The organism is Actinoplanes sp. NPDC049265, assembly GCF_043197135.1.
Classification (GTDB): Bacteria; Actinomycetota; Actinomycetes; order Mycobacteriales; family Micromonosporaceae; genus Actinoplanes.
The window spans coordinates 1-26,373 of record NZ_JBICSP010000018.1 but is presented as its reverse complement, the minus strand read 5'-3'; the positions used below and the strand labels follow the sequence as shown (position 1 = coordinate 26,373).

Here is a 26,373-nt window from a genome sequence, read left to right as displayed (position 1 = left end):
GGAAGGTGTTGTCCCATGACCGATCATCCGCACGAGCACGGCCCCGACGAGGTCCCGCACACCCACCCCGACCCGGGCGTCGACCCGCACACGGCGCTGGCCGGCGGCCCGCGGGCGCTGCGCATCGGCATCGGCGGCCCGGTCGGCTCGGGCAAAACCGCCCTGGTCGCGGCCCTCTGCCGGACGCTCGGCGGCGAACTCCGCCTGGCCGTGGTGACCAACGACATCTACACCACCGAGGACGCCGACTTCCTGCTCCGCAACGGTGTACTGCCGGCCGAGCGCATCCGCGCCGTGGAGACGGGCTGCTGCCCGCACACCGCGATCCGCGACGACATCTCCGCCAACCTGGACGCGGTCGAGGACCTCGAGGGCGCTCTCGGCCCGCTCGACCTGATCCTGGTGGAGAGCGGCGGCGACAACCTGACCGCGACGTTCAGCAAGGGCCTGATCGACCGCCAGATCTTCGTGGTCGACGTGGCCGGCGGCGACAAGGTTCCGCGCAAGGGCGGCCCCGGCGTCACCGCCGCCGACCTCCTGGTGATCAACAAGACCGACCTGGCTCCCCTGGTCGGCGCCGACCTGAGCGTCATGGACCGCGACGCCCGAGCGCGCCGAGGCGACCTTCCCACGGCGTTCCTGTCGCTGGTCGAGGACCGGGCCGCCACCCCGGTCGCCGACTGGATCCGCACCCTGGTCAAATCCGGCGCCACCGCCCCCGCCTGATGCACGCCGCCCCTTTCGCACCACGAGCGGCCAGGTCTTCGGAGCACGCCGCCGTAGCGGGTCGTCTCTGATGCGCGCCGCCGCGCGGATCGTCGCCGAGGCGAAGGCCGGGGCAACCCGCCTGACCGTGCTGCGCGGCGAGTCCCCGCTCCTCCTCCGGCGAACCGGCCCGCCCGCACGAGTCCGCCCGCGGACCGGCGCGGACGCAGGAACCCGCCCACCAACCGGCCCGGACGCAGAAATCCACCCACCAACCGGCCCGGACGCAGGAGCGACCGTCCACCTGGTCGGCGGCGCCGCCGGCCCGTTGCGTGGCGACGACCTGCTCCTCGAGATCGAGGTGGGCCCCGGCGCCAACCTGGAGATCCGCAGCGTAGCCGCGACCCTGCTGCTGCCCGGCCGCCCCGCGCCACCTTCCCGGCTGGTCGTCCGGGCGACAGTGGCCGGCACCCTGCGCTGGCGGCCCGAGCCGACGATCGCCGCGGCGGGCTGCGACCACCACGCGATCACCGAGGTCGACGTGGCCGAGGGCGGCACTCTGCTCTGGCGCGACGACCTGGTCTGCGGCCGCCACAACGAGCCGTCCGGCGCGGTCCGGTCCGACACCACCGTCCGGTACGCCGGCCGCACCCTCTATCGGCACCGGCTGACCGTGGGACCGGGCGCCCCGGGCTGGTCCGGAGCCGCAGTCCTGGGCGACGCCGGAGCCACCGGCTCGGTGGTCATGGCGGGTCCGGATCTGCCCGAGCCGCATCGGCCGGCCGGGGGCGCGGCGGTCATGCGGCTGTCCGGTCCGGGACTGCTCGCGACGGCGGTGGGCCGGGACATCCGCGACGTCCGGGCCGCACTCGATCCTCTGTGCGCGGCCCGAACCCCGGCGATGGCCGCGTAGGGGCCGTCCTGTCGATCAGCCGGAGTGAGGCGGGGCCCGGAGTGTGTCTGCCGTCGGGCCGCGAAGCACGCTGTTGACCGGCCGGCCCGGCCCTATGCGGCGACCGCGATCGGCACGCCGTGCTCGTCGGTCAGGGCCAGGCGCGTCCGCAGGTTCCCCTGGGTGGCCACCCGCTCGAAATACTCGGTGCGGCGCCGCTGCAGGCAACCCTTGCGGGTACGCGGCCCGCCCGCCGCCACGGTGAGCAGTTCGGGCGCCAGGGAGCTGTTCAACCCCTCCCGCAGCAGCCGCAACGCCTCGGTGCGGAGCTGGGAGATGCGCGACTCGGTGACGCCGAGCCGGGCCGCCACGTCGCTGAGCGGCTGCTCCTGCAGGAACGACTCGGTGACGACCTGGCGGAGGCGTTCGGGCAGGGCCTGGATGGCCTGGTGCAGGTAGCCGAGGCGCTCCCGTTTGAGCAGCAGGTCCTCGGGGCCCTCGGACGTCTCGGGCACCATCTCCTCGGCCGCCCCGGTGGGGAAGCCCTGGAGGCTGAGCAGCGCGGCCTTCTGCACGTCGTCCTCGACCGACGCCAGTTCGGCCACGCCGATGCCGAGCATCTCGGCGACCTCGGCGTCGGTGGGTGTCCGGCCGAGCGCGGCGGTGAGTTCGGCGCGCGCGGCGGTGGTCTTGCGGGCTCTGGCGCGTACGGACCGGCTGGCCCAGTCCTGGCCCCGCAACTCGTCGAGCAACGCCCCGCGGATCCGCACCGCGGCGAAGCGGTGGAACGGGATGCCACGGCTGACATCGAAGGTGCGCGCGGCGCCGAGCAGTGCGGCGAAGCCGGCGGACGACAGGTCGTCGGCGTGGACATGACCGGGAACGCGGTTGAGCAGTTCACGGACCAGATGGCCAACCATCGGCATGTGTTCGCGGACGAGGTCCTCGATATCGCGCGCGGACGGCGCGTCGTGGGTGGTGCCGACGGCGGCGGGGAGTTCGGTCGTGTCGATCACGGAGGTCCTCCTCGCAGAGGCGACCCGGCGCTGGGCCGGATTGCGGTCCGGCTGACGCGGAAGGGACAGGCGTCAACCGGCTGACGAGGAAGACATTCGCCGTCCCCAGGTGCAGGGGCGGCCGAACTCGGTTGCTTTTATGGTGCTTTTTGCGAAAAGTCCTCAGAAAGCCCCGCGCGGGGGAGGGACGGCCACGCAGCAAGAGCCGCGCGAAGGAGGCCCGGCGTAAAGGGAAGGGCGGCGCGGGGGAAGCAGCGGCCTCAGGAAGAGTGCAGCGCGCTCGGGGTAGCGCGAAGCGAAGCCTGCCGGGGCGCGACCAGCTCCCGCCGCACCCACCGCATCCGGCGCGCGGCCGACTCCGGGTGGTCGCCGAACTCCTCGGCCACGGCGGCGGCACAGCCGTCACTGCCGTGGCGGAGGATCATCCTGGTGACCGTGTCCTCCACCCGCTTGCGAGTGGGACAGTCGGAGGGCTGCAGGTCGGAGACGAACAGTGCCTCCGCCGCCAGGTCCTCAACGGTGCTGATCATGCCGAGCTCCCCGCGTTGCGACGTTTTGCTCTGTGACCTAGCTGACAGCGACATCATCCACGCGAAGCTGCCAACCGGCCCGCAGGCACGCCGACGAGGGAAGAAAAGCGGCGGAACGTGCCCGCAACCATCAACTGCACCCTAACGCCATGATCGGCCGGCTGATCACCAGCCGGCCGATCACGTGTCACGAAACTTCAGGTCGTCGCGTTGCCGTCGGTCCCGGCGGGGTTCCCGAGCCCGTCCTCGTCATCGTCGCTGCCGGTGTCGACCGGCGGCTTCGACGGGGTGGTCTCCTCGGCGGTGGGCGTCGGAGTGTCGCTGGGCTTGTCGTGTCCCGCGGGACTGGGCTCGAAACAGACGGGGTTCTGGGGCTCCCGGATACACAGCGGGCGGTTGTCGACCGGGCTGGAGTTGGACGACGCCGGGTCGGTGGGACCGTCGACCGGGTCCTTGGAGCCGTTGCCGGCCGGCTGGGTGATCGTCACGGGAACCGGGATGACCACGCCGCCAGGGCCGATGGAGATGCCCGGGCGCGGGGTGACCGGCGGGCCGAACCGGACCTGGCCGTTGGACAGCCGCTCGACCGGCCGCGACGGCTGGCCGGGCTTGGGTGACACGTACGCGTCGCAGGTCTGCCCGCCGAGCTGGAACACCATCGGCGCGGCGTTGCTCACGTCGTATCGGCCGGTGAAGTTGAGCGTGACCGCCTTCTGCGGGCTCAGCGCCGTGGCCCCCTTGACCGTGACCGCCTGCTGCTGCTGGTCGAGGTTGACCCCGCCCTGACCGGCGGTCGACAGCACCTGGTCGCCGGGCATGATGAACCAGAGGTTCCAGTTCTTGATCGCCTGGTTGTCCCGGTTCGCGACCGTGACCGACGCCTTGAACCGCTTGTCCGCCTCGGACCAGACGGCATAGCTCACGACGCACTTACCCGACGCGGCCAGCACGCTGGGCTGCGGCTGCCCCTCGGCGGAAGGAGTGCGACCCCCGCCTTTGGCCGCGAGTGACCAGCCGTACGTGGCCACGCCGAGCAGCGCGACCGTGCCCGCCACGATGAGTACGCGGCGGCCGTGGGTGCGTCCCGACCGAGGCCGGGGCGCGCTCGGACCGGCACCGGCCGGCCGGTCCTCACCCGGTGGCGGCGTGACGCCACCACCCGGGTCCTCGTCCGGTGCGCCGGGTGTTCCGTACGCCGGCCGCAGTGCCGTGGCCGAGTCGTCGGCCGGCATCATCAGCGGGGCGGGCGGTGCACTGGCCACCGGGGTGGAGCGGGGCAGGGCCCCGAAGCGATTGTTGCGTCCGGGCGTCTGGACCGGGCCGCGGTTGGGCGCCGCGGTCGAGGGTGCGCCGTCGACGGCGGCCTCGACCTCGGCCACCGGGACCGGGATGGCCGGTGCGCCGGGAGCGGGTGAGACCGGTGCGCTTTCCGCGGCCGCGGCGGCCATGGCGGTCGCGGCGGCGAGCCCGGCGGGCCCGTCGGCGGCCCGCACCGCGGCGACTCCGCGCCCGGCCTGGACCGGGCCGTCGGCGACGCGGGCGTGTCCGGGGCGGACCCGGGCGTCGGTGTACGGGTAGGCGCTGGGCAGGATCGTGGTGTCCTCGCCGTTGTCCGACGCCCACTCGGGGATGTAGTTGCGCGACACCGGTGCGCCCGCGGACGCGCCGGCCAGGATCTCGGCCAGCTCGGCGCTGGACGGCCGATCGTCGGGCCGTTTCCGCAGGCACCGCTCGACCAGGTCGGAGACGATGACCGGCAGGCCCTCGACCGGCGGCAGCGGGTCGGGCTCGGTGTACTGGTGGGCGCGCAGCAGCGCCGTCGTGGTGCCGACGTCCCACGGAAGCTGCCCGATCAGGGTGCGGTAGATCAGCAGGCCGACCGCGTACACGTCGGTGGCCGGGCTGACCTGGCCGCCCTCGAGCCGCTCGGGTGCGAGGTAGGCCGGGGTGCCGAGCAGGCTGCCGTCCGGGTCGATGTCGTTCTCGCCGATCAGGGCGGAGATGCCGAAGTCGACGACCTTGGCCCCGGTCGGGGTGAGCATGACGTTGGCCGGTGTCACGTCGCGGTGCACGATGCCACGGGAGTGGGCGGCGGCGAGCGCGGCCGAGACCTCGGCGGCGATGCGGACGGCCGCGGGCCATGGCAGGCGCCGGGACCGGGCCAGGACGGCGGCGAGCGACTCGCCGTCGACCAGTTCCATGACCACGTACGGGACGGGCTCGCCGTCGACCGTGACAGCCTCGCCGTAGTCGTACACGTTGGTGATGTGCGGGTGGCTCAACCGGGCCGCGGCCTGCGCTTCCGCGCGAAGCCGGCGCCGGAACGACGAGTCCGCGCTCGTCGAGGGTGGCAGTACTTTGACCGCCACCTGGCGTCCGAGGACCTCATCGAATCCTCGCCACACCACTGACATCCCGCCGGCACCGAGCCGCTCGACCAACCGATAGCGGTTGGCCAGCAGACTCGAACCGGGCAGGTCCGTCGTGCTCATGTGCCCCCACATGCGCGTTCGAGAAAACGTCGAGAGGCACCGCCATGCTTCTCAACGCCGGGGTGCCTCTCGGCCACCTGGACCGTCAGCTTTCCCCATCGACGGCGAGGATGTTAGCCGACGTTCGGCCACTATCTCGACTGCTCAAATAGCGGGATGACCTGCGCGTGGTCACTCTGCGTGGCACGGCCGGATGTTTTGGTATGAGCACTGTAAGAATCAGCGTTTGCGCAGGTCAGGGTGGGTTTATCGGTCCGTTACCCGGAGGCCCGGTCCCATTCGATGCGATTCGCCGGAAGTTCGGCTACTCACCCGATCGGGGAATCCCTTGTGGAATCCATATACCAAGTGTGTCTGTAGCGTTACGCACCGAGCATATTTGTCGGTGTCTTAACCAGATATCCGAAGGCCTCACCGGCGACGATTACAGAGAGTTGCCATCCGGAGAGTGGCATTTGGCACCCTCCAACGATGCACAACGAGGGGCGCGACCTGCGCAACCTCGACTGATCGGCCGATAACCAGACGTCGATCATTCTTTAATCAGCAACGACGCGGGCGGCGCGCCGTTTCACGCCCACCGAAGGGTCGGCCGGCACCGCGCCGAGATCGGCGAGCAACGCCAGCATCGGGGCCATCTTCTCGTACAGCACGAGAATGGCGTCGCCCGGTTCGGCCATCTCGAGCGCCGCGGCGACGGCCGCGCGATAGCCCTCCGCGCGTACCGATCGCAGCCCCGGCCGCCGCAGCCGCATCTCACGCTCCACCAGCGCGACCACCTCCCCCGGCTCGCGTCCCCGCGGGTCGGAGTCCTCGTGCAGGACGACCCGGGTGACACCGTCGGCCAGCACCTGGGCCGAGGCGGCGATCAGGTCGTCGCGGCGGTCACCGGGCAGCGTCACCACGGCCAGGCAGCGTCCCGGACCGAAGAGCTTGTGCAGGGTACGCAGCGCGGCCGCCAGCGCCGCCGGATTGTGCGCCGAATCCACGAACAGCGAGACGTCGCCGCGCCGCAGCAGGGTGCCGCGTCCCGGGTTGTGGGCCGGCGGGTCGAACGTGGTCAGCCGCTCCAGCACCGCCTCCTGCGAGGCGCCCATGGCCCGGGCCGTCGCGATCGCCGCCAGCGCGTTCATCGCCTGGTAGGGCGCGGCGCCGGCGTAGGCACCGGGCAGCTCGCCGATCCGGATCAGCGGGGTGCGCCGGGCCCCCACCGCCTGCACCAGCCAGCCGTCCTGCAGCACGTACGCCATGCCGCCCTTGGCCAGGTGCGCGGCCACCACCGGCTGGGCCGCGTCCTCGGCGAACCAGACGATGCGCTTGTGCTCGGCGCGGACCCGGGGGCGCTCGGGCAGGTTGCGTACCCACGGGTCGTCGGCGTTGAGCACCAGCGTGCCGCCGTCCTTCACGCGCTCGGCGACCAGGGCCTTGACGTGGGCGATGTCCTCGATCGACTCGAGCCCGTCCTGACCCAGATGATCGCCGGTGATATTGGTGACCACCCCGACGTCGGACCAGTCGTAGCCCAGGCCGCGCCGCAGGATCCCGCCCCGCGCGGTCTCCAGCACGGCCACCTGCACGCCCGGGTCCCCGAGGACCATCTGCGCCGAGCGCGGCCCGGTCGCGTCCCCCGCGTAGATCACGCGGCCGTCGATGCTCACGCCGTCGGTGCAGGTCAGACCGACCTTCAGGCCGGACCCTTCGAGGAGGTACGCGGCCAACCGCGCGACGCTGGTCTTGCCGTTGGTCCCGGTCACCGAGGCCAGCGGGATCCGCCCGTCCGAGCCGGCCGGGAACATCGCCGCCACTATCGCGTCCCCGGCGTCGCGGGCCTTGCCCTGCACCGGGGCGAGGTGCATGCGCAGCCCGGGCGAGGAGTTGACCTCGATGACCCCGGCGCCGGTGTGCATCGGGTCGGCCGACGGCGGCACCGGCTCGCCGATGTCCGGCAGTCGCAGGTCGATCCCGGCCACGTCCAGCCCGGCCAGCGCGGCCACCCGCAGGCAGAGCCGGGACACGTCGGGGTGCCGCCGGTCGGTCACGTCGCGGCTGGTCCCGCCGGTGGACAGGTTGGCGTTCTCGCGCAGCCACACCTCGCGCCCGGCGGCCGGCACGGTGTCCAGCGCACAGGCCTGCCCGCGCAGCACCCCGGCGGCGACGTCGTCGACCCGCATCCGGGTGAGCACCCGGGCGTGGCCCTGGCCGCGGCGCGGGTCGGCGTTGGCCCGGTCGATCAGCTCGCCGACGGTGTGCTCGCCGTCGCCGACCACGTGCGCGGCGATCCGCTCGGCCGCGGCCACGATCTCACCGGCCACCACCAGCACCCGGTAGTCGCGGCCGGGCAGCTGCCGCTCGACGACCACGTCGCCACCGGCCGCGGTGAAGGCGGCGACGACCTGCGCGGGCGTCGACAGGCCGAGGGCCACGTGCTCGCCCTGGCGGCCGTACCGGGGTTTGACCACGACCGGTCCGCCCAGCCGGGCCAGCCAGGCGACGGCCTCGTCGGCGGTGGCCGCCGCTCCCCCGGGCACCACCGGCACGCCGGCCGCGACGAGCAACTCGCGGGTGATCTGTTTGTCCCGGGCGATGTCGATGCCGACACCACCGGTCCGGTCGGTCATCGCCGCCCAGGCCATCCGGCGGCGGTTGCCCCAGCCGAGACGCAGCAGGCTGAGGTCGGACAGCCGCTCGACCGGGATGCCGCGGCGGCGGGCGGCGGCCACGATGGCCGAGGTGCTGGGCCCGGTCGCGGCCTGGTCGGCCAGTTCTCGCAGCCGGTCCAGGGGCGGTTCGGCGCCGGGCCCGTCGACGACCGCGGTGACCAGGTCGACGGCGGCCTCGACGAGGGCCGCGGAGAGCACGCCGGGCACCTCGTCCCGGGGGCACTCGACGATCACGTCGTACACGCCACGCGTACCGGTGGACACCGTGCGGCCGAAGCTCACGTCCCGCCCGATCAGCTGGGACAGCTCGAGGCCGACGTGCTCGGTCACGTGCCCGAAGTAGGTCCCACCGCGCATCCGGCTCACGAAGCCGCCGGGCACGCCGGCCGCGCAGTGGTGCTCGGCCAGCCCGGGCAGGACCCGCAGCAGCCGTTCCGGGAAGCCTTCGACGTCGCAGGTCTCGCGGCCGGCCAGGGCGCCGAGGTCGAGGCGGGCGACCATCGCCGGCCGGGAGACGTGCACGTTGGGACCGCGCAGGTGACGGACACTGATGATCTCCATACGGCCGCCCCCGTTACCCCGGTCCGGATATGGCTTGAGGGTAAACGCAACAAAACTGGAATATTGGACTAATCGCTGGAGTCCGCGGGCAGCAGATGGGTGACCTCGGGCCGGCCCGTGGCGAGGGCGGCGGCCTCCTCCTCGGCGTGCTCGTCGGTGCCGGTCAGCCGGTCCTCGTGCTGGGCCAGGTGCTCGGCCCAGGTCGGCACCAGGTACACCTCGATGTACTGATCCGGCTGCTCGCCGTCGCGGAACAGGTCCCAGCGGGTGGCCCCGGTCTGCTGCCGGGATCGGCGTACCGCGTCCATGGCCTTGACGAACGCGGCGCCCGACGCGGCCGGAACGGTCCAGACGGCCTGGACCATCACCGGCCCCTCGTCCAGGTGCGGCTGCAGCATCAGGTGCGGCTCGGGCCAGTAGCTGACCGGCCCGCGGTCCGAGCCCTCGTGGGTGTGCAGCGGCAGCCACCGTACGGTCAGCGTGCCGGCCAGCATCACCGCGGCCGCCACCAGAAAGGTCGTCCGCAGCCCGCCCGGCCCCGCCACCTGGCCCCAGATCACCGCGCCGGCCGCCTGGCCGCCCGCGAACACCACCTGGTAGACGGCGAAGCCCCGGGCCCGCACCCAGTTGGGCAGGAACAGCTGCATCGCCGCGTTCATCCGGGACACCAGCGTCATCCAGGCCAGTCCGGCGATCACCAGCGCCCCGGCCGCGACGACCGGCTGCCGGATCAGAGCGATCAGGACCAGGGCGATGGTGTACGCGCAGCCGCCCGCCCCGATCAGCACATCCGGGGTGGTCCACCGCCGCACCCGGGGCATCAGCAGCGCACCGGCGATCGCGCCGACCCCGAGCGCGGCCAGCAGGATGCCGTAGCCGCTCGCGCCGAGGCCCAGCCCCGCCCGCGCCACCAGCGGCAGCAGGCTCCAGATGACGCTGCCGGGCAACACGAACAGGATGACGCGGAGCAGGATCCGGCGTACCTCGGGGGAATGTTCGACATAGCGCGCGCCGGCCCGCAGCGCCGGGACGAACCGCTCCGTGCTCGTCTTCGCCGGTGGCCGCCGCCAGCGCAGCAACGCGACCGCGAAGATCGCGAACGACAGCGCGTTGAGCGCGAAGACCACCGCCGGACCGGCCTGCGCGACGATCAGGCCGGCCATCGCGGGACCGGCCGAGCGGGCCAGGTTGGTGTTGACCGCGCCGAGCGACGACGCGGCCGGCAGCTCGTCGCGCGGCACCACCTCGGGGATGATCGCCTGCCAGGCCGGCAGGGTCAGCGCCTGCCCGGTCCCGAGCGCGAAGGTGAAGGCCAGCAGCAGCGGCGGCGACATCGCGCCGGCCCAGGTCAACGCGGCCAGCACAGCACCCACGACCAGGAGGCTCAGTTGTACGCCGAGCAGCAGCCGCCGCCGGTCGAGCTCGTCGGCCAGCGCGCCCGACGGCAGAGCCAGCAGCAGCACCGGCAGCATGGTCACCGCCTGCACGAGGCTGACCCAGGTGACCGCGCCGGGCTCGCGGACGACCAGCCACTGCGCGCCGACCGTCTGCATCCAGGTGCCGACGTTGCTGGCCAGGACGCCGATCCACAGCCCGAGGAAGATCTTGTTCCTCAGTGGCGCCCAGTTCACTGGCGCAGCGTAGCTCCCGGTCCGAGCTCGCTCACGACGTCCCGGTTGCTCGCGATGGCATGACCGGCGGCGCAGTGCAGCTCGGCGTGCACCTCGGCGCCGCAGTCGCGGTGCACGAAGATCTGCGGCGGCCCCTCCGGCCCGGCCAGGTACCGGTCGCCCCAGGCCGCCACCGCGACCAGCACCGGGTAGATGTCCAGCCCCTTGTCGGTCGGCCGGTATTCGTGGCGCTCGCGGGAGCCGGGCTCGCGATAGGGAACTTTGCGCAGGACGCCGGTGTCGACCAGCATCGCCAGCCGGTTGGACAGCACCTGCCGCGGGATCGCGGTGCGGACCCGCATGTCGTCGAACCGGCGGATGCCGTGGAACACCTCGCGCATCACGACCAACGTCCATTTCTCGCCGAGGATCTCCATGGCACGGGCGATCGTGCAGTTGTCGACCGAGTAGTCGAGGGCCGCGGGACGCATGCCAGTAGGCTAGGTCTCGTTGACAGACCTAGCAAGCCGTGCTGGACTGCGTCCATGACGCAGACCCAGCCTCGGTCCCGCACCTTCGAGTGGTCCGACCCGGCCGTGTACGGCCCGGTGGTAGCGGCCGGCGCGAGCGGCCTCGAGCTGCTCCAGACGATGGCCCGCGGCGAGCTGCCCCCGCCGCCGGTCCTGAACCTGATCGGCATGACCGGCTTCACCGTCGAGGAAGGCAGCGTCACCGTCTACCTCGAGCCGCAGGAGTTCCACTACAACCCGCTCGGCACGGTCCACGGCGGCATCATCTCCACGCTGCTGGACACCGCCACCGGCTGCTCAGTGCACAGCACTCTGCCGGCCGGCGTGGGTTACACCTCGCTCGACCTCACGGTCAAGTTCCTGCGCCCGGTCACCCTCGAGTCCGGCGAACTGACCTGCACCGGCTCGGTGATCCAGCGTGGCCGCCGGACCGCCCTGGCCGAGGCGCGACTCACCGACGGGAAGGGCCGGCTCGTCGCGCACGCGACCTCGTCCTGCATGATTTTCAGCCCCGAGTGATCACGGGCCTCAGGTCCTCGGCCGGCGGCGCCCAGACCGCGGCGTCGGCCTCGACCTGATCACCCGAGCGGATGTCCTTGACCTCGTCGGTCTCGCCCGGGAACCACACGTACGGGATGCCGCGCCGCTCGGCGAACCGGATCTGCTTGCCGAACTTCGCCGGGACCGGCGCCACCTCGGTGCTGATCCCCCGGCTCCGCAGCGACGCCGCGATCCGGTCACAGTCGGCCCGCTGCTCCTCGTTCGGCAGCGCCACCAGCACACAGGTCGGCACCTTGCGCGACACGGCCAGCGCGTTGTGCCCGAAGAGCAGGCCGAGCATCCGGGACACGCCGATCGAGATGCCCACGCCGGGGAACCGCTCGGTGCCCGACGACGCCAGGTTGTCGTACCGGCCGCCGGAGCAGATCGAGCCGAATTTCTCGTACCCCTCGAGCTGGGTCTCATAGACGGTGCCGGTGTAGTAATCCAGGCCGCGCGCGATCTTCAGCTCGGCCCGCACCAGACCCGGCGCGTGCCGCCCGGCCGTCTCGACCACCTGGAGCAGCTCGCCCAGGCCCTCGTCCAGCAGCGGATCGTCGACGCCGAGCTTGCGCACCGCGTCGGCGAACGAGCCGTCCCCGGCCGAGATCGCGGCCAGCTCCAGACAGGCCGCCGCCTGCGCCGGCGTTGCCCCGGCGGTCTCGATCAGGAGCGCCGCGACCTTGTCCGGGCCGATCCGGTCGAGCTTGTCCACGGTACGCAGAACCTGATCGGTGTCGGTCAGCCCCAGGCCGCGATAGAAGCCCTCGCACACCTTGCGGTTGTTGACCAGGATCGTGGCCCGCGGGATCGGCAACCCACCGAACACGTCCCCGATCACCAGCGGCATCTCGGTGTCGTAGTGGAACGGCAGCGTGTCGCGGTCGACCACGTCGATGTCGGCCTGCAGGAACTCGCGGTAGCGGCCCTCCTGCGGGCGCTCGCCCCGCCACACCTTCTGGATCTGGTAGCGGCGGAACGGGAAGTTGAGCTTGCCCGCGTTCTCGACCACGAACCGCGCGAACGGCACCGTCAGGTCGAAGTGCAGGCCCAGATTGTCAGATGATCCAGCGTCGTTTCGTTCTTCTCCGGGGTCTTCCTGCAGACGCTTGAGGAGATAGACCTCCTTGGACGTCTCGCCCTTGCTCAGCAGGGTCTCGATCGGCTCGACGGCGCGCGTCTCCAGCGGCGCGAAACCATACAGCTCGAAGGTCGTCCGGATGCGGTCCAGGGCGTACTGCTCGATCATCCGCTGGGGCGGGAGCCACTCAGGGAAGCCGGAAATAGGCACGTGTTTCTCTTCCTTTACGAGGCGCTCAGATCCCGGAGGTACGGGTTGCCGGTCCTTTACGAGGCGCTCAGATCCCGGAGGTACGGGTTGCCGGCGCGCTCACGGCCGATGGTCGTCTCGGGGCCATGACCGGGCAGGACAACGGTGTCGTCGGCCAGCGGCAGGATCTTGTCCCGCAGGCTGGTCAGCATCGTCTCGGTGCTGCCGCCCGGCAGGTCGGTACGCCCGATGGATCCCGCGAAGAGCACGTCACCCGAGAGGCAGACCTGATCGGTCTCCCACCGGCTGCCGGCGCCGGGCAGGCGGAACAGCACCGACCCGCCGGTATGGCCCGGTGCGTGATCGACGGTCACCTCGAGCCCGGCCAGGCTCAGCGTGGCGCCGTCGGTCAGCTCGGCGACCTTCTCCGGCTCGGCATAGGGCACTCGGCCACCGAACAGCTGGTCGAGGCTGACGCTCAGGCCCTTCTGCGGGTCGGCGAGCATCTCCCGGTCGCCCGGGTGGACGTAGGCGGTGATGCCACGCGCACCGCACACCGGCGCGACGGAGAACGTGTGGTCCAGGTGGCCGTGGGTGAGCAGCACGGCGGCCGGCTGCAACCGGTGCTCGGCCAGCACCTCGGCCAGGTCGTCGAGCACGCCCACGCCCGGGTCGACGATCAGGCACTGCTCGCCGGGCGCGGGCGCCACGACATAACAGTTGGTCCCGAATGCCTCAGCCGGGAAGCCGGTGACCAGCACGGCGTGTCTCTCCTCGAATAGAACGGTCGATCGTATGAGCTTAGGCCGGGTTTCAAATTCTTTCCCGGGGTGGGACCCTGTTGGCGAATTTGGAACTTGGTCTAGTGGCGGGCGCACACCACTTTCTCAGGCCATACCCGTACACTCTCTCGCGGTGTGGCGTGAGGCCTCCGCCACAGTGCGACGGGAAGGGAACCACTCGGTGGCATCCAGCAAGGACCGGCAGCGCAAGCTGGCGCGCGAAAAACTCGACCGGCAGATGCAAAAGCGCGCGGTCAAGCAGCGGCGCACCCGGCGTGTCCGGGCCGGCGTCGGCGCCGGGCTCGCGGTCCTGCTGATCGCCGGCGGCATCGCCTGGCTGGGCGGCGTGTTCGACAGCGACCCGCCGACCGACCCCGCCGCCGACGACATTTGCGTGTGGACCCCGCAGAGCGCCGCCAACCAGCCCGCCCTCAAGGACGTCGGCACCCCGCCCACCGACGGCATCCCGACCACCGGCACCCGCCCGCTGACGGTCACCACCAACCAGGGCGCACCGATCACCGCCAGCCTCAACCTCACGACGTCCCCGTGCGGCGGCGAGAGCATGCACTACCTGGCGTCGAAGAAGTTCTACGACAACACCGAATGCACCGAGATCACCGCGTTCGGCGCCCTGCACTGCGGCGACACCAGCGGCAACGGGCTCGGCGGCCCGACGTACACGTTCTACAACGAAGACGTACCGACCGTGCCGACGCCCGACCCGAGCACGTCGGCCGCGCCCAAGCCGGCCACCCCGGCCTACCCGGCCGGGACGGTCGCCCTGATCAGCGACCCGCCCGGCAACAACGGCAGCCAGTTCCTGGTGTTCCTCAAGGACTACTCGCCGAAGGACCAGGCACAGTATCCGATCATCGGCAAGGTCACCGGCGGCCAGGACACGCTCACCAAGATCGCCAAGATGCCTACCGTGGCGAACACCAACGGTGACAAGGTCAAGCCCAAGGACAAGATCCTGATCCAGTCGCTGACCGTGGGTGACGCCGTTGCCGGCGACGCTCCCGCACCCGCACCGTCGGCGAGCACCCAGTCCTGAAATAGGTCAGTCAGCACAGCAGGAGGACAACCGTGTCGTCGATAAAGGACCGGCAGCGCGCGGCGGCGCGAGCCCGGCTCGAGAAGGAGATGGCCGAGCGCGCGGAGGCCGCCCGCAAGCGCCGTCAGCGCCAGGTCATCATCGCCTCGGCAATCGCCGTCGTGGTCATCGCCGGGGGCGCCGTCTGGCTGGTCAGCGCGCTCGGTGACGACGACAAGCCGAAGAACGAGGCGGGCTCGCCCCCACCCGGCACCGTCGCCTGCACCTGGAAACCCGAGGCCGGAGGCGAGGCCCAGGGCGGCGCCAAGCCCGTCGACGTCGGCACCCCGCCGCCGAACGCCGCCAACACCGGCAAGGACACGCTGACGATCACCTCGTCGCTCGGCCCGATCACCGCCACTGTGGACAAGTCGAAGACGCCCTGCACGGCGTCGGCGTTCGAGTTCCTGGCGTCGAAGAAGTTCTGGGACGGCTCCAAGTGCCACCGGATGACCACCCAGGGCATCAAGGTGCTGCAGTGCGGTGACCCGACCGCCAAGGGCAAGGGGTACAGGCAGACCGACGGCACCGGCGGGCCGTCCTTCCGGTACGCCGAGGAGAACCTGCCCACCAACTCCGGTGCCTCCACCGGCCCCGACGGCAAGCCCAGCGGCCCGCCGGCGTACCCCGTGGGCTCGATCGCGATGGCCAAGACCCAGGAGCCGGCCTCGACCGGCAGCCAGTTCTTCATCGTGTACGGCGAGACGCCGCTCCCGCCCGACTACACCCTGCTGGGCAGCATCACGGCGGGCATGGACGTCGTGCAGAAGATCGCCAAGGGCGGCGTCGACGACGCCAACGGCCCCGGCGACGGCCACCCGAAGGTCGAGCTGGAGATCAAGTCGCTGACCATGGCCGCGGCCTGATCGCCTGACACGCCAAAAGGCGGGCCTCCCCGAGAGGCCCGCCTTTTCCATGCCCGCCCCTGGCCCTTGCCGTCCGGCGCCCCGCGCGCTTGTTCACCGGCGCGCTCGTTGACCCGCGCTCGTTGACCCGCGCTCGTTGACCCGCGCTCGTTGACCCGCGCTCGTTGACCCGCGCCGGTTGACCCGCGCCGGTTGACCCGCGCCCGTTGACCCGCGCCCGTTGACCCTCGCTCGTTGACGGGCATGCACCTTCGCAGGCGCGGCTTCGCTCAGGCGCCGGACGTCACTCGGTAGGCGTCGAAGACACCGTCCACCTTGCGCACCGCGGCGACCAGGTGGCCCAGGTGTTTCGGGTCGGCCATCTCGAACGTGAACCGGCTGACCGCCACCCGATCGCGGGTCGTGGTCACCGTGGCCGACAGGATGTTGACCCGTTCCTCGGACAGCACCCGGGTCACGTCGGCCAGCAGCTTGTGCCGGTCGAGCGCCTCGACCTGGATCGCCACCAGGAACGTGGACGCCGACGTCGGCTTCCAGCTCACCTCGACCACGCGTTCGGTCTGCTCGCGCAGATCCTCGGCGTTGGCGCAGTCCTCGCGGTGCACGCTCACGCCACCCGAGCGGGTGACGAAACCGAAGACGGCGTCGCCCGGCACCGGCGTACAACAGCGGGCCAGCTTGACCCAGACGTCGCTGACACCCTTGACCACCACGCCCGGGTCCTGCGCGGTCTGGCGGTTGCGGGGCGGGCGGGTCGCGACGGCGGTCTCGGCGATGTCCTCGACCGCGCCCTCCTCGCCGCCGAAACCGGCCACCAGCTTTTGCACCACGGACTGGGCCGAGACGGTGTTGTCGCCGACCGCGGCATAGAGCGACGCGAGGTCGGCCAGGTGCAGATCGCGGGCGATCGTCTGCAGGTTTTCCGTCGTCATCATGCGCTGCAGGGGCAGGCCCTGCTTACGCATCGCCTTGACGATGGAATCCTTGCCGATCTCGATCGCTTCCTCGCGACGCTCCTTGTTGAAGTACTGGCGGATCTTCGTACGTGCGCGCGGGCTCTTGACGAACCCGAGCCAGTCCTGCGTCGGGCCGGCCGTCGCCGACTTCGACGTGAAGATCTCGATCACGTCGCCGTTGGACAACGTGGACTCCAGCGGCACCAGCTTGCCGTTCACCCGGGCGCCGATGCACTTGTGGCCGACCTCGGTGTGCACCGCGTACGCGAAGTCCACCGGCGTCGACCCGGTCGGCAGCGGGATGACGTCGCCCTTGGGGGTGAAGACGTACACCTCCTGGCTGGACAGGTCGAAACGCAGCGCGTCCAGGAACTCGGACGGGTCGCTCGCCTCCCGCTGCCAGTCCAGCAGCTGCCGCAGCCAGGTCATCTCGTCGATGTGGGCCGGCGGGCCGACGATCGTCGCGCCCTTCTGCTCCTTGTACTTCCAGTGCGCGGCGATGCCGAACTCGGCCGTGCGGTGCATCGCGAACGTGCGGATCTGCATCTCGACCGGCTTCCCGGTCGGCCCGATCACGGTCGTGTGCAGGGATTGGTACATGTTGAACTTCGGCATCGCGATGTAGTCCTTGAACCGGCCGGGCACCGGCTGCCAGTTCGCGTGGATGACGCCGAGCGCCGCGTAGCAGTCGCGGACCGTGTCGACCAGGATGCGTACGCCGACCAGGTCGTAGATGTCGTTGAAGTCCCGCCCTCGCACGATCATCTTCTGATAGATCGAGTAGAGGTGCTTTGGCCGCCCGGTCGTCTCCGCCTTGATCTTCGCCGACTTCAGGTCGAGCGAGACCCGGTTCGTCACCTGGCGCAGCAGCGCCTCCCGCTGGGGCTGGTGCTCGCCGATGAGCCGGTTGATCTCTTCGAACCGCTTCGGGAACAGCGTCCCGAAGGCCAGGTCCTCGAGCTCCCACTTGATCGTGTTCATACCGAGCCGGTGGGCCAGCGGCGCCAGGATCTCGAGCGTCTCCTTGGCCTTCTGCTCCTGCTTGGCCCGCGGGAGGAAGGTCAGGGTACGCATGTTGTGCAGGCGGTCGGCCAGCTTGATGACGAGCACCCGGGGGTCCTTGGCCATCGCCACGACCATCTTGCGGATCGTCTCGGCCTTGGCCGCGTCGCCCAGCTTGACCCGGTCGAGCTTGGTCACGCCGTCGACCAGCAGCGCCACCTCGGGCCCGAAGTCTTCCCGCATCGAGTCCAGCGAGTAGTCGGTGTCCTCGATCGTGTCGTGCAGCAGCGCCGCCACCAGCGTGGTGGTGTCCATGCCGAGGTTGGCGAGGATCGTCGCCACCGCCAGCGGATGCGTGATGTACGGGTCGCCGGACTTGCGGTATTGACCGGAGTGCCATCGGGCCGCCACGTCGAAGGCCCGCTGCAGCGCCCGTCCGTCGGCCTTGGGGTGCGAGGCTCGGTGGGTGGCGATCAGCGGCTCGAGCACTTCGCTGACCTGCGTACTCTGCCAGGGCGCGTTGAACCGGGCCAGCCGGGCCCGAACCCGCCGCCCGGTCGGCGCGCTGGCCAACCCGAACCCGCCGGAGGACTCGTCCACCGGTGGCACCGCCGGGGTGGCCTCGCCGTCACCGGGCTTACCGCCCGGTGCGGCCTTGGACGCCGGAGCGTCGGCGGCCGGGCTTGCTGTGCCGTTTTGACCCTCGCCGTTCTGCGCAGCGTGAGCCTCGTGATCAACGGCCGAGGTCGTCGCCGGAGGCGCGGCCTCTCCCGCCGCGCCGGCCTCAACCGCCGCGCTGGACCCACCCGGCTGCACCGTGTCCTCCGTCGAGGGTGCGACGTCGCTGGACACCGGCCTCCTCACCTCACTGCTCACCTGCTTGGGAACGCCATCCTACCTGCCTGGTCTTCCCGCGGCTCCCGGCCCGAACACCTGAAAACCCGGCCAGGATCTGACTGGTGGATCAGCCAAGGGCGAGGCGAGACCCAGAGGGTGGCTGGCAACCGGCGCAAAGCCCCGAATACTCGTGTCGTATTTGGGTGTTTTGCGGCGGCTGTCGAGTGCGCTCTGGGCCACGCCGCAGCCCTGGCTCGTCCACCAGTCAGACCCTAGACCGTCAGGAGCGCGTGCACCTCGCGCGGTGCCAGCCGCTTCCGGCCGTCCAGGAATCCCAGTTCCATCAGAACGGTAAACCCGGAGACCGCCCCGCCGGACCGCTCTACCAGATCCAGTGCCGCCGCGGCGGTGCCACCCGTGGCCAGCACATCGTCGACGACCAGGACCCGCTGTCCGGCCACGAAGGCATCCTGGTGCACCTCGAGGGTCGCCTCGCCGTACTCCAGCGCGTAGGAGGCCGAATGCACCGCCCGAGGCAGCTTCCCCGCCTTGCGGATCGGCACCACGCCGGTGCCTTCGGCGTAGGCGATGGCCGCGGCCACTACGAACCCACGGGCCTCGACCCCGGCGACGACATCGAACGAGCCGGACCCGTGGAACGCGATGATCCCGTCGATCACCTGCCGGAACACCGCCCCGTCGGCGAACAGCGGCATCAGGTCCTTGAACACGATCCCGGGCTTGGGGAAATCCGGCACATCGAGCACCTTGCCGGCCACCAGTGCGGCCAGATCCGCAGTCTCACGCACCGCCCAACCCTACCGGCCCCCATCTTGACCCCGAACGCCGAGCGGCCACCGAACGCCGAGCGGCCACCGAACGCCGAGCGGCCACCGAACGCCGAGCGGCCACCGAACGCCGAGCGGCCACCGAACGCCGAGCGGCCCGCCACAAGTGATGTGGCGGGCCGCTCGGGCGACTCGGCCGTGTTTCGCAGTCCAGCCGAGGCTGCGACCCACGGCCCAAGAGATCAGCGGCGCTTCTTGCCGCCTCCGGGCCGGTTACCCGACCCACCGGGACGCCCACTCCGGTTCGTGTTGCGCCCCGAGGTGGGACGCGCCCCCGGCCGAGGCGAGGAGGACGCCAGCGAGGCCACCGGCGCATCGTCCGGCACCGGCGCCACTTCCGGCTCGGCGTCGGTGGCCGAGGCAGTGGACTTGGCCGCCTTCTTGCGCGGCGCGACATCTCCTGACCGCCCCGCGGCCCGGCGGGTGAGGACCCGGGCGTTGTGCGACTTGATCCGCGGCTCCTGGTCCTTCAACGCGGTCAGCAGCGGCGACGCGAACATGATCGAGGAGAGAACGCCCAGACCCATACCCACGAAGAGCACCAGGCCGAGGTCCTTCAACGTGCCCGCCCCCAGCAGGCCGGCCCCGATGAAGAGCAGACCGCCGACCGGAAGCAACGCGACCAGACCGGTGTTGATCGACCGCATCAGCGTCTGGTTGACCGCCAGGTTGGTCGCCTCCGCGTACGTCCGGCTGCTGCCGCCCGTGATGCCCCGGGTGTTCTCCTGGACCTTGTCGAACACCACGACCACGTCGTAGAGCGAGAAGCCCAGAATCGTCAGGAAGCCGATCACGGTCGACGGCGTCACCTCGAAGCCGACCAGCGAGTACACGCCGGCGGTGAGGATCAGGTCGAGCAGCAGCGACGACACGGCCGCCGCGGCCATTCGCCATTCGAAGCGGATCACCAGGTACGCCATGACGAGCACGAGGAAGATCGCGAGGCCGATGAGGGCCTGCCGGGTGACCTGGCCACCCCACGCCGCCGACACCCGGTTGTCGCTGATCTTCTCAGCCGGCACGCCCAGATCGGCGACCAGCGCCGACTTGACCGCGGTGGCCTCGTCCTGGGACAGCGCCGAGGTGCGCACGGTGTAGTTGGCGTCGGGACCGCTGCCGACCCGCTGCGCCGCGGTCACCTGTGCTTCCTCGCCGACGTTGGCCGTGTCGATGGCCTTGCGGACGGCGTCTTCCGCTTCCTTCTGCGTACCGATGGTGGCCGGCATGATGAGCTGGCTGCCGCCCTTGAACTCGATGCCGAGGACGAAGCCGCGGATGGCGAAGCTGCCGATCGCGATCAGGACCAGGGCGGCGGCCACGATGAACCAGGTGCGGCGCCGGCCGATGATGTTGAGGTTCGCCTCACCGCGATAGAGGCGATCGGCGAGTCCCTGCTTGGCCATGTCAGGCCTCCTTCACGCGCCGGCCCTTGACCGGCTCGTCGGTGGTGGCGTTCTTGAGGACGCGGCCGAGGCCACTGACCCGTGGCGACAGGAACGCCTTGGTGTTCGCGAACATCGTCATGATCGGGTGCCGGAACAGGAACACCACGACCAGGTCGAGGATGGTGGAGAGGCCGAGCGCGAACGCGAAGCCCTGAACCACGCCGACCGACACGATGTAGAGGACCACCGCGGCCATGATCGTGATGGTGTTCGCCGAGATGATGGTACGCCGCGCGCGGGCCCACGCCCGTGGCACCGCACTTCGCGGACTTCGACCCTCGTGGATCTCGTCCTTGAGTCGTTCGAAGTAGATGACGAACGAGTCGGCCGCGACACCCAGTGACACGATGAAGCCCGCTATGCCGGCCAGGGTCAGCGTGAACCCGGCCGAGCGGCCGAGGATGACCAGCGCGGCGAAGGTCAGCAGACCGGACAGGATGAGACTGAGGAAGATCACCGTGCCGAGCAGGCGGTAGTAGAAGAACGCGTAGATGGCCACCAGCGCCATGCCGATGCCGGCGGCGAGCAGACCGGCCTCGAGCTGCTTGATGCCCAGCGTCGCGGTGACCGTCTGCGCGGTGGCGTTGTCGAACGTGACCGGCAGCGCGCCGTACTTGATCTGGTTGGCGAGCTCACGGGCCGAGGCGGCGGTGAACTGGCCGGTGATCTGCGACTGGCCGGACAGCACGCCCTGGATCTCCGGAGCCGAGATGATCTTCTTGTCCAGGACCACCGCGACCAGGCAGTGGGTGGCGCCGGAGGAGACGGCCTGGGCGGCGGTGAGGCAGGTGTCGCCCTGGGCCGGCGTGAACGCCTCGCGGGTCAGCTTGGTCCACTTCGGCTGGCCCGCGGAGGAGAAGTCCAGCGACACGACCCACTGGCCCTGCTGCTGGTCCATCTGCGGGCTGGCGTCGGAGATGTCGGTGCCGATCACCTTGGCCACGTCGAGCAGCATCTTGGCGCCCGAGTCACAGGTGACGACCTGCGCGTCGGGGTTGTCGATGGCGCCGTTGGGCCGGGCGTTGAGCTGGTCGCAGCTGATCGTCGGGATGAAGAACTGCATCTGCGGCGAGAGGGCGTTGACCTCGGGGCCGTTCAGCGTGTTGAACTTCGCGAACTGCTTGCCGGCGTTCGGGTCGGTGGACAGATCGACCGGCGCGGCGAGCTTGGTCGCCGCGGCGTACAGGGCCGGGCCGACCTTCTTCTCGATCTCGGCGATCAGAGCCTTCTGGTTCGGCGGGACCGCGGCGGCACTGCCGGTCGGCGACGGCGCCGGTGCGGGCGCGGCCGACACCGGTGCGCTCGGCGTGGCGCTGGGTGCCGGAGCCTTCTCGACCTCGCCACCGCCCTGCCCACCGGTGTTGCCCGACGGCACCGGAGCGGTCGGTGCGCCCGGAACGGGACCGGAGGCTCCCGGGGCCGGCGCGGACGGCGCGCCACTGGGCTGCACGGCCGGCGGGTTGATCGCCTGCGCGGCCACGTCGCCGCTGGCCTGCAGCACCTTGCGGAAGCGCATCTGCGCGGCCTGGCCGACGTTCTTGAGCTGGTCGTTGGCCTCACCGGCGAGGGAGACCACGATGTTGCGGTTGCCCTCGACAACCACCTCGGCCTCGGAGACACCGAGCGCGTTGACCCGGCTCTCGATGATCCGCCGGGCCTCTTCCATGCTCTGCTGCGTCGGCGCCTGGCCGTTGGACGCCAGCGACGCCACGTAGACGGCCTGGGTGCCGCCGACCAGGTCGAGGCCGAGCTTGGGGTGCAGGCGCTCGGTGAAGCTGCCCTTCGCACCGAACCCGAGGAAGGCGATGCTGTAGAGGATGATGAAGATCAGGCCGAGCACGGCGAGTTGCCGCCCGGGATGTTGCTGCCCCTGTGGTGGTCGTGCCACGGCTGTGAATCTCCCTAGTACGGAATGGGCCGGCGAGGTGGGGTGAGCATGGCGGACGTCGCCGGCAGCCCGCGCCGGCGACGATTATGCCTATTTTTCACATCGTCGGCTGCCCCGTGACATTGGGGCAGCCGACGGAAAGAAATCAGTCCTTCTTGCGCGTCTCGACGACCGGGCTGACCGGCTCGTCGGCCACCGGAACCTCGGGCTCCGGCTCGGGCTCCTCGGGCACGCCCACGCTGGTGACGACGCGAGCGATGGCCGGACGGGCGAAGCGGGCGTTGACGCCGGGCGCGATCTCCACGGTGACCACATCGTCGTCGACCGAGACCACTGTCGCGTGCAACCCGCCGATGGTGACGATCTCGTCGCCGGGGCCGAGAGTCGACTGCATCGCCTGCGCCTCACGACGGCGCTTCTGCTGCGGGCGGATCATCATGAAATACATGACGGCGAAGAGCAGGACGATGAGCACGAGCGGCATGAAGCTGCCGCTGCCACCCTGCGCTGCCGCTGCGAAATTTGGCACGAGAAAGCCTTCCTGAGGGAACACACATCCCACTCGATCGGCGGCGAGTCTAATCCCTCTAGCTGGGAAGTCCCTACGCGCCTCCGGTATCGGTCCGATTACGGGCCGTTTTCCGCCATCCCCCGATCAGGTGTCATCGCGAGCGAAGAGGTCGGCCTGCACGGCCCGCCCGTCGGACGGCGGCGCCTTGCCGAGGTGGAACCAGCCGGCCTCGGTGGCGACACGACCACGCGGCGTACGCGCCAGCAGCCCCGCCCGCACCAGGAACGGCTCACACACCTCTTCCACCGTGTCCGACTGCTCCCCCACGGCCACCGCCAGCGTGGACAGCCCGACCGGCCCGCCCCGGAACGACTCGATCAACGCCCGCAGCACCGCCCGGTCGAGCCGGTCCAGCCCCAGCGCGTCGACGTCGTAGACCTTGAGCGCCTCGAGCGCGGCGCCGTGGGTTACCACCCCGTCGCCACGGACCTCGGCATAGTCACGCACCCGGCGGAGCAACCGGTTGGCGATGCGCGGCGTGCCCCGGGAACGCCCGGCGATCTCCCGCGCGCCCTCCGGCGTGATCGGCACCCCGAGGATCCGCGCCGACCGGTGCAACAGGGCGTCCAGATCGTCCGGTGAGTAGAAGTCGAGATGCGCGACGAAACCGAACCGGTCACGCATCGGCCCCGACAGCAGCCCGGCCCGGGTGGTCGCGCCGACCAGCGTGAACGGCTCGACGTCGAGCGGGATAGCGGTGGCGCCGGGCCCCTTGCCGACCACCACGTCGACCCGGAAGTCCTCCATCGCGCTGTACAGGAGTTCCTCGGCCGGCTTGGCGATGCGGTGGATCTCGTCGATGAACAGGACGTCACCCTCGGCCAGCCCGGTGAGGATGGCGGCCAGATCGCCGGACCGCTCGATCACCGGCCCGCTGGTGGTGCGGATGCCGCTGCCCAGCTCGGCCGCCACGATGTTGGCCAGGGTGGTCTTGCCCAGGCCGGGCGGGCCGGAGAGCAGGATGTGGTCGGGCGGGCTGCCCCGCTTCATCGCACCCTTGAGCAGCAGGTCGAGCTGATCGCGGACCCGGTGCTGGGCGATGAACTCGGTCAGCCGCTTGGGCCGGACACTGGCCTCCGCGTCCAGTTCGGTCTCGTCGACCTCGGGCGAGACCAGATCGTCATTCATCGGGTACGCCCGAGCAGCCTGATCGCCTGCCGCAGGAGCACCGGCACCGCCGGCACCTCACCGTCCACGGTCTCGGCGACGGCGGCCACCGCCTGGTCGGCCTGCGACGCCGTCCAGCCCAGGGCGAGCACGCCCTGCCGCACCTGCTCCTGCCAGTCGCCGGGCCGCGGCGAGCCGGTGGCCGCGGCGCCGAGCACGCCGACCGGCCCGATCTTGTCGCGCAGCTCGAGGACCATCCGCTCGGCGCCCTTCTTGCCGATGCCCGGAACCTTGGTCAGCGCGTTCAGGTCGCCGCCGCTGATGGCTCGGCGTACCGCGTCGGGGTGATGAACCGCGAGCACCGCCTGAGCGAGCCGCGGACCCACCCCGCTGGCCGTCTGGAGCAGCTCGAAGAGCTGTTTCTCGTCGTCGTCGGCGAACCCGTAGAGGGTGAGCGAGTCTTCCCGGACGACCAGGCTGGCCGCCAGCCGGGCCTCCTGGCCGGCCTTGAGCCCCGCCAGCGTGCCCGGAGCGCACTGCAGCTGCAGGCCGACGCCGCCGACCTCGACGACCGCGCTGTCCGGCGCGATCGAGGCGACCACGCCACGCACGCTGGCGATCATCGAACCCCTCCCCTGACTCTCCGCTGGGCGGTCCGCTGCGCGGCGGCGACCTGCCTGGCCCGGGCGGCCGCGGCCTCGATCCGGGCCCGGGTGCCGCCCCGCCAGATGTGGCAGATGGCGAGAGCGAGCGCGTCGGCGGCGTCGGCCGGCTTGGGTGGCGCGTCCAGCCCCAGCAGCCGGGTGACCATCGCGGTGACCTGTGCCTTGCCGGCCGTCCCGGAGCCGGTGACGGCCGCCTTGACCTCACTCGGCGTGTAGGTCTGGACCGGCAGCCCGGCCCGCGCCCCGGACAGGATCGCGACCGCGCTGGCCTGGGCCGTGCCCATCACCGTCCGTACGTTGTGCTGGGAGAACACCCGCTCGACGGCGACGCTCTCGGGCTGGTGCTCGGCGACCAGGTCGGCCAGCGACCGGTCGAGGTGCAGCAGCCGCAGGGCGATGTCGTCCTCCGGCTCGGTGTAGACCACGTAGTAGCCGACCAGCTTGCCCGGCCGCCCCGGCACGCCCTCGACGACGCCGACGCCGCAACGGGTGAGCCCCGGGTCGATGCCGAGCACGCGCACCAGCCCAACCTCCCTGTACGTGTGTTCGATGAACAGTAGTGGATGGCGCATCTTGCTTCACCGGCGACACGCCTCCAAGCTGAGACGTGTATCTCGTGCCGCCGATGGACGACGAGCCCCCGCGTGAGTTCGTCGACTTCGTCGCGGACCGTCTCCCGTGGATGTCGGCCGAGGCGAACCGTCTGACCGGCGGCGCCGAGCAGTCCGTCGGCCTCGCCGCCCTGGTCCTCAGCGACCTGGCCCTGCACTGGCGCCGACTGTCGCTGCGGGCCCGCCTGTCGCACACCGACGAGGCCCGCGCCTTCGTCGCCAAACGGCTGGCCCTGCGGGGTAAACAGTGGCGTGAGGAGCAGATCTATCAGGTCGAGGTCAGCGTTTTGCGGCCGGTTTATCAGGCCGCGCATTTCCCGGCCAGCTATGCGGTCCGTAAGGCCGAGGTGCTCAGTTCCACGGTTCGCCTGGCCACGGCGCCTATGGCCGAGGCGGCGATCGCCTGGGCCGATGCCCGCCATCGAGCGCAGCTCCACAAGATCGTCCGCACCGTGATCGTCATTGTCGCGGCGGTCGCCGTCTTCCTGAGCCTGATCCCACCCACCGTCGAGTACTGACTCACCCTCGACGGCCCACCCACCCTTTGGCGGCCCACCCCTCGGCGGCCACCCTGTTGGCGGCGCGCTTACCCTTGGCGTCACTCAAAGTCGGGCGGCCGTGCCCGCAGCCTGCCCACTCACCCTCACTGCGGCCGCGAGCGCACGTCCAGTGGTAGCCCCGAGCGACCCCCGCCGCACGGAAAGCGCGCCCGGCTATCACTCCCGCAGGGAGTGGTAGCCGGAAGGAAGGGCGCGCCCGGCTACCACTGTTGGGGTTGGAGGGTGACCGCTTACGCAGGTGGAGCGAAGCGACCCTCGGCGGGAGTGCCCTGTGTCAACCGGTGGTGGGGTGTTGGGTGAGTAGGCGTTGTAGGGCGCGGTGTTCGGTGGGTT

The 26,373-nt window shown here is 70.9% G+C and carries 21 protein-coding genes and 1 pseudogene; 6 read left to right on the top strand and 16 right to left on the bottom strand.

Features of this window, described 5'->3' with window-relative positions:
- Window positions 1-15: 15 nt before the first annotated feature.
- Together ureG and ACGFIO_RS33460 are read left to right on the top strand one after the other, a co-directional pair.
- Window positions 16-726, top strand: coding sequence for an urease accessory protein UreG (ureG, locus tag ACGFIO_RS33465; RefSeq protein ID WP_392832545.1), 711 nt, complete (start codon window positions 16-18; stop codon window positions 724-726).
- A gap of 70 nt (window positions 727-796) precedes the next feature.
- On the top strand, window positions 797-1,618 hold the full coding sequence (locus ACGFIO_RS33460) for an urease accessory protein UreD (protein WP_392832543.1): 822 nt from the start codon (window positions 797-799) through the stop codon (window positions 1,616-1,618).
- Window positions 1,619-1,710: 92 nt separating this feature from the next.
- Here ACGFIO_RS33460 and ACGFIO_RS33455 read toward each other — a convergent pair whose 3' ends face one another.
- The 6 genes from ACGFIO_RS33455 to ACGFIO_RS33430 all read right to left on the bottom strand — a co-directional run bounded on the left by ACGFIO_RS33455 (window position 1,711) and on the right by ACGFIO_RS33430 (window position 10,957).
- Window positions 1,711-2,613: a sigma-70 family RNA polymerase sigma factor gene (locus tag ACGFIO_RS33455; RefSeq protein WP_392832540.1), complete on the bottom strand. Its 903-nt coding sequence runs from the start codon at window positions 2,611-2,613 to the stop codon at window positions 1,711-1,713.
- A 260-nt stretch (window positions 2,614-2,873) separates the two neighbouring features.
- Window positions 2,874-3,143 (bottom strand): hypothetical protein, encoded by a 270-nt coding sequence (locus tag ACGFIO_RS33450; protein WP_392832538.1) that lies wholly within the window; start codon window positions 3,141-3,143, stop codon window positions 2,874-2,876.
- A gap of 197 nt (window positions 3,144-3,340) precedes the next feature.
- The gene (locus ACGFIO_RS33445) at window positions 3,341-5,635 is read right to left on the bottom strand and encodes a protein kinase (RefSeq protein WP_392832535.1); all 2,295 of its coding nucleotides are present in this window, start codon (window positions 5,633-5,635) and stop codon (window positions 3,341-3,343) included.
- Between the two features lie 539 nt (window positions 5,636-6,174).
- Complete coding sequence (gene cphA / locus ACGFIO_RS33440; protein ID WP_392832533.1) at window positions 6,175-8,856, bottom strand: cyanophycin synthetase; 2,682 nt, start codon at window positions 8,854-8,856, stop codon at window positions 6,175-6,177.
- Window positions 8,857-8,924: 68 nt separating this feature from the next.
- Window positions 8,925-10,487 (bottom strand): MFS transporter, encoded by a 1,563-nt coding sequence (locus tag ACGFIO_RS33435; RefSeq protein ID WP_392832530.1) that lies wholly within the window; start codon window positions 10,485-10,487, stop codon window positions 8,925-8,927.
- Complete coding sequence (locus tag ACGFIO_RS33430; protein ID WP_392832528.1) at window positions 10,484-10,957, bottom strand: winged helix-turn-helix transcriptional regulator; 474 nt, start codon at window positions 10,955-10,957, stop codon at window positions 10,484-10,486. The genes ACGFIO_RS33435 and ACGFIO_RS33430 overlap by 4 nt, the downstream gene beginning before the upstream one ends.
- A gap of 54 nt (window positions 10,958-11,011) precedes the next feature.
- On the opposite strand from ACGFIO_RS33430, the gene ACGFIO_RS33425 reads away from it, so the two are divergent.
- Window positions 11,012-11,515, top strand: a complete 504-nt coding sequence (locus ACGFIO_RS33425; RefSeq protein WP_392832526.1) for a PaaI family thioesterase — start codon at window positions 11,012-11,014, stop codon at window positions 11,513-11,515.
- Here the strand turns inward: ACGFIO_RS33425 and hisS are convergent.
- A complete protein-coding gene (hisS, locus tag ACGFIO_RS33420; RefSeq protein WP_392832524.1) occupies window positions 11,502-12,827 on the bottom strand; it encodes a histidine--tRNA ligase in 1,326 nt (441 codons plus the stop codon). The two genes, ACGFIO_RS33425 and hisS, sit on opposite strands and share 14 nt — an antisense overlap.
- Before the next feature lie 56 nt (window positions 12,828-12,883).
- Window positions 12,884-13,567 carry an MBL fold metallo-hydrolase gene (locus tag ACGFIO_RS33415; protein ID WP_392832521.1) on the bottom strand — a complete coding sequence of 228 codons (684 nt, stop codon included), beginning with the start codon at window positions 13,565-13,567 and terminating at the stop codon, window positions 12,884-12,886.
- Between the two features lie 202 nt (window positions 13,568-13,769).
- Here ACGFIO_RS33415 and ACGFIO_RS33410 point away from each other — a divergent pair, with 202 nt between their 5' ends.
- Both ACGFIO_RS33410 and ACGFIO_RS33405 read left to right on the top strand, forming a co-directional pair.
- The gene (locus ACGFIO_RS33410; protein WP_392832519.1) at window positions 13,770-14,645 is read left to right on the top strand and encodes a peptidylprolyl isomerase; all 876 of its coding nucleotides are present in this window, start codon (window positions 13,770-13,772) and stop codon (window positions 14,643-14,645) included.
- 32 nt (window positions 14,646-14,677) lie between these two features.
- The gene (locus tag ACGFIO_RS33405; RefSeq protein WP_392832517.1) at window positions 14,678-15,550 is read left to right on the top strand and encodes a peptidylprolyl isomerase; all 873 of its coding nucleotides are present in this window, start codon (window positions 14,678-14,680) and stop codon (window positions 15,548-15,550) included.
- 269 nt (window positions 15,551-15,819) lie between these two features.
- Here ACGFIO_RS33405 and ACGFIO_RS33400 read toward each other — a convergent pair.
- From ACGFIO_RS33400 to ruvC, 8 genes and pseudogenes are all read right to left on the bottom strand, one after another.
- Window positions 15,820-18,093, bottom strand: a pseudogene (locus tag ACGFIO_RS33400) (RelA/SpoT family protein); the annotation flags it as partial.
- A gap of 524 nt (window positions 18,094-18,617) precedes the next feature.
- A complete protein-coding gene (locus ACGFIO_RS33395) occupies window positions 18,618-19,154 on the bottom strand; it encodes an adenine phosphoribosyltransferase (protein WP_392832514.1) in 537 nt (178 codons plus the stop codon).
- Between the two features lie 221 nt (window positions 19,155-19,375).
- Window positions 19,376-20,596 (bottom strand): protein translocase subunit SecF, encoded by a 1,221-nt coding sequence (gene secF / locus ACGFIO_RS33390; RefSeq protein ID WP_392832511.1) that lies wholly within the window; start codon window positions 20,594-20,596, stop codon window positions 19,376-19,378.
- Window position 20,597: 1 nt separating this feature from the next.
- Entirely contained in the window at window positions 20,598-22,526 is a 1,929-nt protein-coding gene (gene secD / locus ACGFIO_RS33385) for a protein translocase subunit SecD (protein WP_392832508.1), read from the bottom strand.
- Between the two features lie 145 nt (window positions 22,527-22,671).
- On the bottom strand, window positions 22,672-23,010 hold the full coding sequence (yajC, locus tag ACGFIO_RS33380; RefSeq protein ID WP_392832506.1) for a preprotein translocase subunit YajC: 339 nt from the start codon (window positions 23,008-23,010) through the stop codon (window positions 22,672-22,674).
- 171 nt (window positions 23,011-23,181) lie between these two features.
- On the bottom strand, window positions 23,182-24,225 hold the full coding sequence (gene ruvB / locus ACGFIO_RS33375) for a Holliday junction branch migration DNA helicase RuvB (RefSeq protein WP_392832504.1): 1,044 nt from the start codon (window positions 24,223-24,225) through the stop codon (window positions 23,182-23,184).
- A complete protein-coding gene (gene ruvA / locus ACGFIO_RS33370) occupies window positions 24,222-24,827 on the bottom strand; it encodes a Holliday junction branch migration protein RuvA (protein WP_392832502.1) in 606 nt (201 codons plus the stop codon). The genes ruvB and ruvA overlap by 4 nt, the downstream gene beginning before the upstream one ends.
- The gene (ruvC, locus tag ACGFIO_RS33365; RefSeq protein ID WP_392832499.1) at window positions 24,824-25,390 is read right to left on the bottom strand and encodes a crossover junction endodeoxyribonuclease RuvC; all 567 of its coding nucleotides are present in this window, start codon (window positions 25,388-25,390) and stop codon (window positions 24,824-24,826) included. Before ruvC ends, ruvA begins: the two co-directional genes overlap by 4 nt.
- Before the next feature lie 104 nt (window positions 25,391-25,494).
- On the opposite strand from ruvC, the gene ACGFIO_RS33360 reads away from it, so the two are divergent.
- Window positions 25,495-25,998 (top strand): hypothetical protein, encoded by a 504-nt coding sequence (locus ACGFIO_RS33360; protein ID WP_392832496.1) that lies wholly within the window; start codon window positions 25,495-25,497, stop codon window positions 25,996-25,998.
- Window positions 25,999-26,373: the final 375 nt, after the last annotated feature.

Bases quoted from the DNA above. Each gene is read 5' to 3' on its own strand.
- ureG (WP_392832545.1), top strand. From the start codon at position 16: ATGACCGATCATCCGCACGAGCACGGCCCCGACGAGGTCCCGCACACC.
- ACGFIO_RS33460 (WP_392832543.1), top strand. From the start codon at position 797: ATGCGCGCCGCCGCGCGGATCGTCGCCGAGGCGAAGGCCGGGGCAACC.
- ACGFIO_RS33450 (WP_392832538.1), bottom strand. From the start codon at position 3,143: ATGATCAGCACCGTTGAGGACCTGGCGGCGGAGGCACTGTTCGTCTCC.
- ACGFIO_RS33445 (WP_392832535.1), bottom strand. From the start codon at position 5,635: ATGAGCACGACGGACCTGCCCGGTTCGAGTCTGCTGGCCAACCGCTAT.
- cphA (WP_392832533.1), bottom strand. From the start codon at position 8,856: ATGGAGATCATCAGTGTCCGTCACCTGCGCGGTCCCAACGTGCACGTC.
- ACGFIO_RS33430 (WP_392832528.1), bottom strand. From the start codon at position 10,957: ATGCGTCCCGCGGCCCTCGACTACTCGGTCGACAACTGCACGATCGCC.
- ACGFIO_RS33425 (WP_392832526.1), top strand. From the start codon at position 11,012: ATGACGCAGACCCAGCCTCGGTCCCGCACCTTCGAGTGGTCCGACCCG.
- secF (WP_392832511.1), bottom strand. From the start codon at position 20,596: ATGGCCAAGCAGGGACTCGCCGATCGCCTCTATCGCGGTGAGGCGAAC.
- yajC (WP_392832506.1), bottom strand. From the start codon at position 23,010: ATGCCGCTCGTGCTCATCGTCCTGCTCTTCGCCGTCATGTATTTCATG.
- ruvB (WP_392832504.1), bottom strand. From the start codon at position 24,225: ATGAATGACGATCTGGTCTCGCCCGAGGTCGACGAGACCGAACTGGAC.
- ruvA (WP_392832502.1), bottom strand. From the start codon at position 24,827: ATGATCGCCAGCGTGCGTGGCGTGGTCGCCTCGATCGCGCCGGACAGC.
- ACGFIO_RS33360 (WP_392832496.1), top strand. From the start codon at position 25,495: ATGGACGACGAGCCCCCGCGTGAGTTCGTCGACTTCGTCGCGGACCGT.